Consider the following 11,930-nt stretch of genomic DNA (forward strand, 5'->3'; position numbering starts at 1 on the left):
GCTCCGGGTTGGGAGGGTGGGTCGGTGCGGGTGCTACGCCGCCTGGCGCACCGCGGCCCAGGCGAATGCGTCGGGGTCGGCCGCACCGATGGCGCCGCAGGCTAGCAGGTCTTCGCAGGCCCGCGGCGTCAGCCCCGCGGATTGCAGCAGCGCGAGCGTGTGTTCGCCCAGTTCCGGCGGGGGCAGCGTCGCCACGCCATCGCCGGCGGCATCCAGCCGCGGGAACTCCGGCACATCGAAGGCGAGCCCGCGATAGTGCACCTGGCGCAGCTTGCCCGGCTGGCGGGCCTGCGGCGCGTCGAGCACGCGCTCCAGCGGCAACACCTCAGTGAACCCGACGCCACCGGCCTGCAGCCGTGCGGTCGCTTCCTCGAAAGTGCACGCCGCCACGGCGCTGCGCACGATCTCTTCCACCTGCTCGCGCGCCTTCTTGCGCTCGCGCAGGTGCGCCAGGCCGTCGTCGTTCGCCTGCGGCAGCGCCATCGCGCGGCAGAACTTGAGCCAATGGGCGTCGGTGAGCATCAACAGGTAGATCCAGCGCTGGTCGCGGGTGGCATAGGCCCCGTAGCCCGGCATGCTGAACTCCCCGTTGGGCTCGCGCTCCGGACGGCCCAGCAGCTGCATCTTGAGCTGGGCGCCGGTCAGGTCGCGCGACGCCACATGCAGGCCGGTCTCGTAGAGGCCGACCTCGACCGGCCCCGCGTCCTGGCCGGCCTTCGCCTGCAGCATGGCGGCCAGGATCCCGATCACCGCATAGGCGCCGGCGAACTGGTCGTGGTACGAAGGCCCGAGCCGGCTGGGCCGGCCGTCGATGCGGTTGGATTCCATCACCCCGCTGGAGGCCTCGGCGACCGGGTTCGACGCCAGGTCGTCGGCCTGCGGCCCGGCCGCGTAGCCGCGGATGTGGCAATAGACCAGCCCGGGATTGACGGCCCGGCAGTCCTCGCGCGTCAGCTTCAGCTTGCGCGCCGCCTTCGGGGCGAGGTTGTGGACCAGCACGTCGGCCGTGGCGAGCAGCTGGCAGAAGGCCGCATGGCCCTCGGGGCTCGACAGGTCGATGCACACGCTCTTCTTGCCGTGGCTGTAGGCGATGAAGGTGCCGCTCGGGCCGCCGCGCACCAGGCTGCGGGTCGGGTCGCCGCGCGGCGGCTCGACCTTGATGACCTCCGCGCCCAGCTGCGACAGGATGTGGGCGGCAAAGGGCGCGGCGAGCATGGTGCCCAGCTCGATCACGCGGCGTCCGGCCAGCACTGATTTCTCCATGAAGCTTGTCTCCTGAATCAAGAATGCATTGTATTTGATCTACTTTCGCAAGACGAACGAAGAATTCGCACTTATTACTAGCGAAAACCCGTATGTCGCATGCCAATCGTCAACTTATACAATGCATTCTTTCGCCGACCTCGGTTCGTTCGAATTCATCCAGGAGACATCGTCATGCGCAGAAGGACATTCCTCTACGGCGGCGCCGCCGCCGCCTCGATCGCCCTGCCCGGCTGGGCGCAGGCCCAGCAGGTCTCGCCGGGCATCGACCTGGCGAGCAAGACCGTCACGGTGGGCGCCTTCACGCCGATCACGGGGCCGGTGCCCTTCTATTCGATCCTCACGCATGCGGCGGATGCCTGCTTCAAGTGGGCCTCCGACAGCAACGCGCTGAACGGCTGGAAGATCAACTTCGTCACCTACGACGACGGCTACGAGCCGGCGCGCAGCGTGGCGGTGACGCGCCGCCTGGTCGAGGAGAACAAGATCTTCGCCCTGACCGCCGCCACCGGCACCGCGCAGTCGGTGGCCGTGATTCCCTACGCCAAGGAAGTGGGCCTGCCGATGATCGGCCCGATCGGCGGCGCCAGCGCCCTGTTCTCCGAGCGGCTGGTGTTCCCGCTGCTGCCGGACTACGGCTGGTCGGCGGCATCGAACCTCGACTACGCGCTGAGCGGCCTCAACGCCAGCCGGGTCGCCCTGCTGTGGGAGAACGACGAACTGGGACGCTCCGCCAAGCGCGGCTTCGACCTCTACATGGAAGCGCGCAAGAAGCAGCCGGCCGAGTCGATCCCGTTCGAGGTTCGCAGCACCGACTTCACGCCCCACGTGCGCCGGCTGGCCAATGCCAAGGCCGAGGTCGTGATCCTGTTCGGCTCCAACGCCAACCTCGCCGCGGCGCTCAAGGCGGCCGAGCGGATCAACTACGAGGCCAAGTGGATGGGCCCCTTCTTCACGGCCGACCCGACAACCCGCAAGCTGGCCGGCCCGCTGCTGGACGGCGCCTACTTCTCCTCGTGGCTGCTGCCGGTCACCTCCGACGAACCGGAGGTCAAGGCCTACCGCGACAACGTCGCCAAGCACTACCCGAACGATCCGATCGGGGTCTTCGGCCTCAACGGCTGGAGCAACGGCGCCCTGTTCGTCAAGGGCTTCCAGGCCCTGCTGGCCAGCGGCAAGCCGCTGACGCGCGAGAGCCTGGTGGAAGTGATGGAGACGATGAGCAACCAGAACATCGGCGGTGCGCGCAACGTGACCTTCAAGCCCGGCGACCACCGCGGCGTGCGCCAGGAGGGGATCATCCAGGCGATGCCCGACGGCAGCTTCAAGCTGCTGCGCGAGTTCAGGCCTTTCCCGGCCGAAGTTTTCGACGCCAAGATCTCCTGAGGGTTCGAACGTGAGCACTGCCTACGACGCCTGGATCGGCCGCGAAGAAGAACGCACCCAGCGCATCCTCGCGCCGGCCGTGCAGGCCATGGCCGCGACGCTGGGCCTGGACCGCTCGCCGGCCGCCGGCGACCCGCTGCCGCCGGGCTGGCAGTGGCTGTTCTTCAACCCGGCCGCGCCGCGCGGCGAACTCGGCATCGACGGCCACCCGAAGCGCGGCGGCTTCCTGCCGCCGATCGAGCTGCCACGCCGGATGTGGGCCGGCAGCCGGCTGCGCTACCTGGCCGGGCTGCCGGTGGACGCCGAGGCGACCCGCCGCAGCCGCATCCAGAAGGTCGAGAACAAGGTCGGCAAGCGCGGCTCGCTGTGGTTCGTCACCGTCGAGCACACGACCACCTGCGCCGGCCGGACCTGCATCGTCGAGGAACAGGACATCGTCTACCGCGAGGCGACGCCACCGGGCGCAGCCGCTCCCGTCGTGCAGCGCCATGACGGCGAGGCCCAGTGGGGACGCGACTTCGAGCCCGACACCACCCTGCTGTTCCGCTATTCGGCGCTGACCTTCAATGGCCACCGCATCCACTACGACCAGGCCTATGCGCGCCACGAGGAAGGCTACCGCGACCTGGTGGTGCACGGCCCGCTGACCGCGACGCTGCTGCAGCAGCTGGCGCTCGAGCATGGCGGCGGCCGAAGGCTCGCGGCCTTCGAGTTCCGCGGCGTCAGTCCGCTGTTCGTCGACCGGGCCTTCCGCCTCGAGGGCCAAGCGCTGGCCGACGGCAGCCTCGCGTTGTGGGCGCGCGGCCCCGACGGCGAACTGGCGATGTCCGCCACGGCGGCGTTCGACTGAGGCGGATACCTTCGCATCCACACCCCACACCATCACAAGGAGACGAGAGACATGGCACAACACCTGAGCGGACCGGCGAGCCTCGAAGGCCAGGTCGCGCTGATCACGGGCGGCGCCGGCGGCATGGGCCGCGCCATCGCGCAGGCCTTCAGGGCGGCCGGCGCCCGCGTGGTCGCCACCGACCGCGCCGAGCACGAGGACATCGGCGCCGGCATCGCCTACCGCCGCTACGACGTGACTTCGCGCGCCGACACCGACCAGGTGGTCGACAGCGTGATCGCCGAGCACGGCAAGGTGGACATCCTGGTGCTGTGCGCCGGCATCATCGCCCGCACGCCGCTGGCCGACAGCACCGACGACGAGTGGGACGCGATCCTGTCGGTGAACCTGCGCGGCGTGGTCAACCCGACCCGCAAGCTGTTCCCGCTGATGTGCGAGCGCGGCTTCGGCAAGATCCTCGCGGCCGGCTCGATCGCGGCCAAGAACGGCGGCGTCGCCTCCGGCCCGGCGTACGTGGCCTCGAAGGCCGCGGTGCACGGGATGATGCGCTGGATCGCCAAGGCCGGCGCGCCGCACGGCGTCTATGCCAACGTGCTGGCCCCCGGACCGGTGGAGACTGCAATGTGGGCCAACGTCACGGGCGGCAGCGTGGCGCCGTCGGCCAACACCACCGTGCCGCTCGGCCGCTACGGCAACGCCGAGGACATCGCGCAGGCGGCGCTGTTCCTGTGCTCGCCGGCCTCCAACTGGATCACGGGCACGTCGCTGGACATCAGCGGCGGCATGTGGATGGACTGACGGGGAACCGCACATGGCAAACGACGCAGCAACCGTGATCGGCTTCATCGGCCTCGGCGTGATGGGCGGGCCGATGTGCCGCAACATGGCGCTCAAGCACGCCGGCGAGGTGATCGCCTTCGACATGAACGCCGACGCCTTCCAGGCGCTGGAGGGCACCAAGGCGCGCCGGGTCGGCACGCTGGCCGACGTGGCGGCCCAGGCCGACGTGGTCTTTCTCTCGCTGCCCGGCGGGCCGCAGGTCGAACAGGTCTGCCTCGGGCCGCAAGGCCTCACGGCCGGCGCCCGCCGCCCCGCGGTCATCGTCGACCTGAGCACGACCACGGTCGAGAGCGCGCGCCGGGTCGGCGAGCGCCTTGCCGCGCTCGATGTCGCCTTCGCCGACGCGCCGGTGGCCCGCACCCGCGAAGCCGCGCAGCGCGGCGAGCTGAGCCTGATGGTGGGCGCGAGCGAAGCGCTGTTCGCGCGCATCGAGCCGCTGCTGCGCTACATCGGCTCCGACGTCACCCGCTGCGGCGAGCTGGGCTGCGGCCAGGTCGTGAAGCTGATCAACAACGCCCTGGTGTTCGAGCACACGATGGCCCTGGCCGAGATGATGGTGATCGGCGAGCGCGCCGGCGTGCAGCCGGGCGTGCTGCTGGACGCGGTCTCCAAGGGCTCGGGCGACAGCTTCGTGCTGCGCAACCACGGCCGCAAGGCGATGCTGCCGCGCCAGTTCCCGGACAAGTCCTTCCCGCCCGAATACGCGCTCAAGGACATCGGCTACATGCTGGAGCTCGCGGCGCAGGTCGGCACCACGGCCCACGTCACGGAGCTGGCGCAGCGCTACTACACGGCGACCGCGCGCCAGGGCTGGGGCGGGCGCTATTTCCCGGCGGTGATCGAGCTGATCGACCGCAACCTCGGTCCGGCGCCCGCCGCGATCGGCCACGGCGCCTGAACCCATGTCCGACCTCATCGGCCTGGTCTGGGCGGGCATCATCAGCGGATCGCTCTACGCGATGGGCGCGATCGGCATCGTGCTGATCTACAAGAGCTCCAACGTGGTGAACTTCGCGCACGGCAACCTGGCCGGCTTCGCCGCCTTCCTCGTGTTCGGCTTCACGGCCGGCAGCTTCGCCGAGATGTCCTGGCTGCCGGCCGTGCTGCTGACGCTGGCGATCATGGTCGCCGTGATGGCGCTCAGCTACCTGCTGATCGCGCCGCTGGTGTTCAAGTCCGACCTCACCAGCACCATCGCGACCCTGGGCGTGGGCCTGGTCATCCAGGGCCTGACCCAGCTGATGTTCGGCTCCAACGTCGTCTCGATGGACCTGCCCCTGCCGCGCTGGCGGATGCAGCTGGGCGCACTGCAGGTGTCGGCCTACGACCTCGCGGTGCTGGCCGTGACCACCGTGGCGATCGGACTGCTCTACCTGCTGATCGAACGCACCCGCATCGGCATCGCCTTTCGCGCGGTGTCGGCGAACCCCTTCGCCAGCCGGGTCTGCGGGCTGAACCTGCGCGCGGTGCATGTGTTCTCCTGGGTGGTGGCGGGCCTGCTCGGGCTGGTCGCCTCGCTGCTGATCGTGCCGACCACCTTCCTGTCGTCCACCAGCGTGGCGTCGTTCATGCTGCAGTCCTTCGCGGCGGCCGTGGTCGGCGGCTTCAGCAGCCTGGCCGGCGCCGTGGTCGGCGGCATCTTCATCGGCGTGCTGATGAACCTGCTGTCCTTCTACCTGTCGGCGGAGTTCAACAACAGCTACCTGCTGGTCACGATCCTGCTCGTGCTCAACGTGTTTCCGAAGGGCGTGCTCGCCATTCGAGGGGGTGCCCGTGTCTAGCCTGCCGATCGATTCGATTCCGCCCGCCGCCGCGCCGTCCGCGGCCCGCACCACCGGCGCGGCCCGGGCGCGCAAGGCCGGCATGGCGCTGGGCCTGCTGGTGCTGCTGGCACTGCCGCTGGTCTCCGGCGGCTACTGGACCTTCACGCTCGGCGTCTGCTTCGCCAATGCGATCGCGATCATCTCGGTCAGCTTCCTGGTGCGCTACGGCGGCGAGGTCTCGATCGGCCACGGCGTGTTCGTCGCCGCCGGCGCCTACACGGTCGCGCTGGTCGAGAAGTACCTCGGCCTGTCGCTCTGGGCCAGCCTGCCGCTGGCGGCGGTAGTTGGCGCGCTGCTGGGGCTGGTGTTCGCCTTTCCCTCGCGCAACATGTCCGGCATCTACCTGGCCGTCACCACCATGGCGCTCGCCCTGGCGCTGCCCGAGCTGCTGCTGCACTTCTCGGCCGTGTCCGGCGGCTACGAAGGCCTGTACGTGAAGCTCGATGCGCTGCCGGGTGTGCCGAAGAACCTGCAGCGCTACTACCTGCCACTGCTGGGCCTGGTCGCCGTGGCGCTGCTGCTGCGTCACTTCCGGCGTTCGCGCCAGGCGATGGCGCTGCTGCTGATCCGCACCTCGGCCCATGCCGCCGAATCCTTCGGCGTGCGCCGCAGCTGGGCCCGCCTGTCGGTCATGGCCCTGAGCGCGGCGATCGCCGCGATCGGCGGCGCCCTGCTCTCGTTCAGCTCGTCCACCGTCTCGCCCAACAGCTTCACGCTCTGGACCTCGATCTTCCTGCTGGTCGGCTCGGTGGTCTGCCTGCACTCGATGTCGGTCGTGGGCAGCCTGATCGGCGGCGTCTTCCTGACCCTGATGCCGCTGCTGCTGGCCGGCGCCGGCGACTGGGTGCCGATCCTCTACGGCGGCGCGCTGCTGGCGGTGGTGCTCGGCGTCAATGCGCTGCCGGCGGCGCTGCGGGCCCGGCTCGAAGGGGGCCACGCATGAGCGCGGTTGCGATGGCGCCTTCGCTGGTGGTGCAGGACCTGGCCCTGTCTTTCGGCGGCATCCAGGTGCTGCAGGGCATCGCGCTGCAGATGCGCGCCGGCGAGATCACCGGACTGATCGGCCCCAACGGCGCCGGCAAGACCAGCTTCTTCAATTGCCTCACCGGGCTCTACGCGCCGCAGCAGGGCAGCATGCGGCTGGGCGACATCGGCCTCGGCGGCATCGCGCCCACCGGCCGCGCCGCGCTCGGCTTCTCGCGCAGCTTCCAGCACGTGGCGCTGTGCCCCGAGCTGAGCATCGCCGAGAACGTGATGATCGGCCTGGACCGCCAGTCGACCACTGGCTGGCTCGACGCCTTCCTGCCGCTGCCGCGCGGCCGGCGCGAGCGCGCGCTGCACCGCGAACGCGCGCTGACGGCACTGGCCCGGCTGGGCATCGCGCAGGTGGCCGACGAGGCGCCCGCCAGCCTGCCGCCCGGCGTGCTGCGGCTGGCCGAGATCGCCCGCGCCATCGCCGGCGAGCCGCGCGTGCTGCTGCTCGACGAGCCCGCGGCCGGGTTGAACTCGGTCGAGACGCGCGACCTCTCGACCGCGCTGATGCGGCTGCGTTCGCCGCAGCTGGTGATGGTGGTGGTCGAGCACGACATGGACTTGATCATGGAGGTGTGCGACACGATCCACGTGCTCAACGTGGGCCGGCTGCTGGCCTCGGGCAGCCCGCTGGCGGTGCGCTCCAACCCCGAGGTCGTGCGCGTCTATCTGGGAGACGACGATGAGTGACGTGACGCCCGACCTGCTCCAGGTCGAAGGCCTGACCGTGCGCTACGGCGCCGGGCCGGTCGTGCACGGCATCGGGCTCGCCATGGCGAGCGCGACGGTGGCGGCGCTGCTGGGCGCCAACGGCGCCGGCAAGTCGAGCACGCTGCGGGCCATCGCCGGGCTGGAACCGGCCCAGGGGCGCGTGCTGTTCGATGGCCAGGACATCAGCGGCTGGTCGTCGGCGCGGCGCTTTCGCGCCGGCATCGCCTATGTGCCGGAAGGCCGGGCGATCGTCACCGACCTCTCGGTCGCCGACAACCTCACGCTCGGCGCCTACTTCGTCGATGCCGCCACCCGGGCGCGGCGGCGCCAGGTGGTGCTCGACTTCTTCCCCGAGATCGCGAACCGCCTGAAGGCGCCGGCCGGCCTGCTGAGCGGCGGCGAGCAGCAGATGCTGGCGATCGGACGCGGGCTGATGTCGGCACCACGCCTGTTGCTGCTGGACGAGCCTTCGCTCGGACTGGCGCCGCTGCTGGTGGCCCGCGTCTACGAGCGTCTGGCGCGGATCCAGCAGGAGCAGCAGCTCGCCGCGCTGCTGGTCGAGCAGAGCTTCCACGCCGCCGCCAAGCTGGCTTCGCGCGCCTGGGTGATGCGCCACGGCCACATCGTCGGCGAGCTCGACGCCCAGGCGCTGCGCACCCGCGAAGGCCGCCAGCAGGCCATCGACGCCTACCTGGGCGCACGCCAGGGCGAGGCGGCCCACGCATGACATCCCAAGGAGAGCCCGTGACCCTGAAGTTGCAAGGCGAAGTGATCGCCACCGGACTGCAGTTCCCCGAAGGCCCGGTGGCGCTGCCCGACGGCAGCGTGCTGGTGGTCGAGATCGCCGCCGGCCGGCTCACGCGCGTGCTGCCCGGCGGCGAACTGCGCGCGGTCGCGCAGTTGGGCGGTGGCCCCAACGGCGCGGCGATCGGCCCCGACGGCCGCTGCTACGTCTGCAACAACGGCGGCTTCAGCTGGCGCACCGACGACGGCTTCACGCGCCCCACCGGCCCGGCCGCCGACTACGAGGGCGGCGCGATCCAGCGCGTCGACCTCGACACCGGCGCGGTCGAGATGCTCTACACCCACTGCGACGGCGTGCCGCTGCACGGGCCCAACGACATCGTGTTCGACGCCGACGGCGGCTTCTGGTTCAGCGACTTCGGCAAGACCTTCGAGGACCGGATCCTGCGCGGCGCCGTCTACTACGCCCGCACCGACGGCAGCTTCATCCGCCGGGCGGCGCATCCGGTGCTCACGCCCAACGGCGTCGGGCTGTCGCCGGACGGACGCACGCTGTACGTGAGCGAGACCGAGACCAGCCGCCTCTGGGCCTACCCCGTCACCGGACGCGGGCAGCTCGGGCACGAGGCCTGGCCGTCGCCCAACGGCGGGCGCCTGGTGCACGGACTGCCGGGCTTCCAGCGCTTCGATTCGCTGGCAGTGGAGGCGGGCGGCAACATCTGCGTCGCGACCCTGGTGCGCGGCGGCATCAGCGTGTTCTCGCCGGCGGGGGAACTGCTGGAGTTCCACGCGGCGCCCGAAGGCTACTGCACCAACATCTGCTTCGGCGGCGCCGACCGGCGCACGGCCTACATCACGCTGTCCGGCCATGGGGAGCTCTTCGCGGCCCGCTGGCCACGTGCCGGCCTGGCACTCGCTTCGTGACATCCATCAGGAAAGGCCTTCCCATGAAGCAACTCCCCAGTCCGAGCCGCCGCCGCTTCCTGCAGGCCGGCGCCGCCGTGGCCGCTGTCGCAGCCGGATCGCTGCCGGTGTCGGCCCAGTCGGCGTGGCCGACGCGGCCGATCCGCATCATCGTTCCCTATGCGGCTGGCCAGGGCGCGGACGTGCTGGCGCGGCTGATCGGCAACGAACTGTCGCTGACGCTCAACCAGGGCATCGTGATCGACAACCGAGCCGGCGCGGGCGGCAACATCGGCGCCGCGGCAGCCGCCAAGTCGGCGCCCGACGGCTACACCTTCGTGCTCGGCACCAACGCCACGCATGCGGCCAACGAGTTCCTGTTCCCCGCCCTCGGCTTCAGTCCGGCGACCGACTTCGAGGCCGTGGCGATGCTGGGGCTGCTGCCGATGGTGATCTGCACCTCGGCGCCCGACCTGCCCACCAACGGCATCGCCGAGCTGGTGGCGCGGGCCCGCGCCAAGCCCGGCACCCTGAACGTCGGGCTGCCCAGCACCACGGCCAACGTCGTGTTCGCGCAGTTCGTGAAGTCGGCGCAGGCGCCGCTGTTCGGCGTCAAGTACAAGTCCTCCGGCCAGGCCATGACCGACCTGCTCGGCGGCCAGATCCCGCTGGCCATCGACACCGTGACAGCGGCCCGGCCGCTGATCGCTTCCGGCAAGCTGCGCGCGCTGGGCGTCACCTCGCTCAAGGCCAGCGAGATGCTGCCCGGCGTCAAGCCGGTGTCGGAGCAGGGCGTGCCGGGCTTCGACGTCGTGGCCTGGGATGCATTGTTCGCGCCGCGCGGCACGCCGGCCGAGATCGTCGAGAAGGTCGCCGAGCATGTCCAGCGGGCGCTGCAAGGGGCCGAGACCCGGCGCCGCCTGCTGGAGATCGGCGTCGAGCCCCTCTTCATGGGCCCGGCCCAGCTCGATGCCTTCGTGAAGGCAGAGCGCCCCAAGTGGGGCGAAGTCATCAAGGCCGCGGACATCCGCGTCGACTGAAGCACCCGGAGGTCATGTCACGTCATCCAGCTAGAACCTTTTTCCCTTAAAGAATGCATTCTGCATTTTATTGATTCCCAGCCCACAGGAGATTTCCCTTGACCACTGCCACCGCCACCCTCCCCGCCCAATCCGATGTCGGCAACGCGCCCGCGGAAGGCCTCATCACCGACCAGGCGATCGCCGACGCCCGCGCCATGATCGGCCTGCACCTGCGCCCCGAAGGCCCCTACCTGCAGGACGCCACGGCCGACACCCTGCGCAACTGGTGCAACGGCATCGGCGACCTGAATCCGCTGTACCGCGACATCGGCTACGGCGCCGCCAGCCGCTACGGCACGATGCTCGCGCATCCGATGTTCCCGATGGCCTTCGGCTGGCTCGGCCGCACCCGCTGGGGCCTGCCGGGCGTGCATGGCTTCTATGCCGGCAACGACTGGGAGCTGATCCGCCACGTGCGCCCGGGCGACCGCATCACGCCGATCGAACGGGTGGTCGGCGTCGAGGTCAAGGAGAGCAAGTTCTCGGGCCGGCTGGTGCTGCAGTACGTCGAGGCCTGCTACTACAACCAGCGCGGCGAGCTGGTGGCGCGGGCGCTCGGCACCTGCACCCGCCACGAACGCAAGGCGGCGCGCGACACCGGCAAGTACAAGGAGATCGTCCAGCACGAATACAGCAACGAGATGCACGACCGCATCGACCAGATGGTGCTGGACGAGCCCAAGAACATCCGCGGCGCCAACGTGCGCTACTGGGAAGAGGTGCAGGAAGGCGAGGAACTGCCGACCATCGCGCGCGGCCCGCTGTCGCTGATGGACACGATGGGCTTCCTGGTCGGCTGCGGCCGCGGCCACACGCACGGCGTGGTGCTGCAGGCGGCGGTCAAGCACCCGGGCCATTTTTTCCGCAACCCCGAGGCCGGCGGCGGCGTCGAGTACACCGGCATCGGCCACCACCGCGAATCGGTGGCCAAGGAGGTCGGCGTGCCCGGCACCTACGACTACGGTCCGCAGCGCTCGTCGTGGATGTGCACGCTGGTCACCAACTGGATGGGCGACGCCGGCGTCATCAAGCGTGTGCGCACCGAGATGCGGCGCTTCAACATCGTGGGCGACACCACCTTCTGCAAGGCCAAGGTCGTGCGCAAGTATGTGAAGGACAAGACGGCGCTGGTCGACATCGAGATCGCCGCCGAAAACCAGCGCGGCGAAGTGACGACGCCGGGCATCGCCACCGTGGCGCTGCCGTCGCGCGACGTCCGGTTGCCGGCCTTCATCGACGGCTCCGGCATCGACCTCGAGCTGCCGGTGATCCGCTGAGCGCCAGGCCCCGCAACAT

Annotated in this window: 12 protein-coding genes; 11 read left to right on the top strand and 1 reads right to left on the bottom strand. The window is 70.2% G+C overall.

The features are described from left to right. Nucleotides 1-33: 33 nt before the first annotated feature. Nucleotides 34-1,263, bottom strand: coding sequence for a CaiB/BaiF CoA transferase family protein (locus QTI68_RS02875; protein ID WP_286519548.1), 1,230 nt, complete (start codon nt 1,261-1,263; stop codon nt 34-36). Nucleotides 1,264-1,437: 174 nt separating this feature from the next. Between QTI68_RS02875 and QTI68_RS02880 the strand changes: the two genes are divergently transcribed. The 11 genes from QTI68_RS02880 to QTI68_RS02930 all read left to right on the top strand — a co-directional run bounded on the left by QTI68_RS02880 (nt 1,438) and on the right by QTI68_RS02930 (nt 11,911). Beyond that, entirely contained in the window at nt 1,438-2,649 is a 1,212-nt protein-coding gene (locus QTI68_RS02880) for an ABC transporter substrate-binding protein (RefSeq protein WP_286519549.1), read from the top strand. A gap of 10 nt (nt 2,650-2,659) precedes the next feature. After that, nucleotides 2,660-3,499, top strand: a complete 840-nt coding sequence (locus QTI68_RS02885) for an HTD2 family dehydratase (protein ID WP_286519550.1) — start codon at nt 2,660-2,662, stop codon at nt 3,497-3,499. Nucleotides 3,500-3,550: 51 nt separating this feature from the next. Continuing rightward, nucleotides 3,551-4,297: an SDR family NAD(P)-dependent oxidoreductase gene (locus QTI68_RS02890; protein ID WP_286519551.1), complete on the top strand. Its 747-nt coding sequence runs from the start codon at nt 3,551-3,553 to the stop codon at nt 4,295-4,297. Nucleotides 4,298-4,310: 13 nt separating this feature from the next. Continuing rightward, nucleotides 4,311-5,237 (top strand): NAD(P)-dependent oxidoreductase, encoded by a 927-nt coding sequence (locus tag QTI68_RS02895; protein WP_286519553.1) that lies wholly within the window; start codon nt 4,311-4,313, stop codon nt 5,235-5,237. Between the two features lie 4 nt (nt 5,238-5,241). After that, nucleotides 5,242-6,120, top strand: coding sequence for a branched-chain amino acid ABC transporter permease (locus QTI68_RS02900; protein ID WP_286519554.1), 879 nt, complete (start codon nt 5,242-5,244; stop codon nt 6,118-6,120). Continuing rightward, nucleotides 6,113-7,105 (top strand): branched-chain amino acid ABC transporter permease, encoded by a 993-nt coding sequence (locus QTI68_RS02905; protein ID WP_286519555.1) that lies wholly within the window; start codon nt 6,113-6,115, stop codon nt 7,103-7,105. Before QTI68_RS02900 ends, QTI68_RS02905 begins: the two co-directional genes overlap by 8 nt. Beyond that, complete coding sequence (locus QTI68_RS02910) at nt 7,102-7,884, top strand: ABC transporter ATP-binding protein (protein ID WP_286519556.1); 783 nt, start codon at nt 7,102-7,104, stop codon at nt 7,882-7,884. The genes QTI68_RS02905 and QTI68_RS02910 overlap by 4 nt, the downstream gene beginning before the upstream one ends. Beyond that, nucleotides 7,877-8,632: an ABC transporter ATP-binding protein gene (locus QTI68_RS02915; protein ID WP_286519563.1), complete on the top strand. Its 756-nt coding sequence runs from the start codon at nt 7,877-7,879 to the stop codon at nt 8,630-8,632. The genes QTI68_RS02910 and QTI68_RS02915 overlap by 8 nt, the downstream gene beginning before the upstream one ends. A 17-nt stretch (nt 8,633-8,649) precedes the next feature. Beyond that, a complete protein-coding gene (locus QTI68_RS02920; RefSeq protein ID WP_286519565.1) occupies nt 8,650-9,573 on the top strand; it encodes an SMP-30/gluconolactonase/LRE family protein in 924 nt (307 codons plus the stop codon). 23 nt (nt 9,574-9,596) lie between these two features. After that, nucleotides 9,597-10,592, top strand: coding sequence for a Bug family tripartite tricarboxylate transporter substrate binding protein (locus QTI68_RS02925; RefSeq protein WP_286519566.1), 996 nt, complete (start codon nt 9,597-9,599; stop codon nt 10,590-10,592). Nucleotides 10,593-10,690: 98 nt separating this feature from the next. Next, nucleotides 10,691-11,911: an FAS1-like dehydratase domain-containing protein gene (locus QTI68_RS02930; RefSeq protein WP_286519567.1), complete on the top strand. Its 1,221-nt coding sequence runs from the start codon at nt 10,691-10,693 to the stop codon at nt 11,909-11,911. Nucleotides 11,912-11,930 lie beyond the last annotated feature (19 nt).

It is taken from the genome of Variovorax sp. J31P207, from assembly GCF_030316965.1.
In the GTDB taxonomy this organism is placed as follows: Bacteria; Pseudomonadota; Gammaproteobacteria; order Burkholderiales; family Burkholderiaceae_C; genus Variovorax; species Variovorax ginsengisoli_B.

What these genes read in the sequence shown, in the direction of transcription:
- QTI68_RS02890 (WP_286519551.1), top strand. Translation starts at nt 3,551, where the DNA reads ATGGCACAACACCTGAGCGGACCGGCGAGCCTCGAAGGCCAGGTCGCG.
- QTI68_RS02880 (WP_286519549.1), top strand. Translation starts at nt 1,438, where the DNA reads ATGCGCAGAAGGACATTCCTCTACGGCGGCGCCGCCGCCGCCTCGATC.
- QTI68_RS02900 (WP_286519554.1), top strand. Translation starts at nt 5,242, where the DNA reads ATGTCCGACCTCATCGGCCTGGTCTGGGCGGGCATCATCAGCGGATCG.
- QTI68_RS02875 (WP_286519548.1), bottom strand. Translation starts at nt 1,263, where the DNA reads ATGGAGAAATCAGTGCTGGCCGGACGCCGCGTGATCGAGCTGGGCACC.
- QTI68_RS02925 (WP_286519566.1), top strand. Translation starts at nt 9,597, where the DNA reads ATGAAGCAACTCCCCAGTCCGAGCCGCCGCCGCTTCCTGCAGGCCGGC.
- QTI68_RS02895 (WP_286519553.1), top strand. Translation starts at nt 4,311, where the DNA reads ATGGCAAACGACGCAGCAACCGTGATCGGCTTCATCGGCCTCGGCGTG.
- QTI68_RS02910 (WP_286519556.1), top strand. Translation starts at nt 7,102, where the DNA reads ATGAGCGCGGTTGCGATGGCGCCTTCGCTGGTGGTGCAGGACCTGGCC.
- QTI68_RS02915 (WP_286519563.1), top strand. Translation starts at nt 7,877, where the DNA reads ATGAGTGACGTGACGCCCGACCTGCTCCAGGTCGAAGGCCTGACCGTG.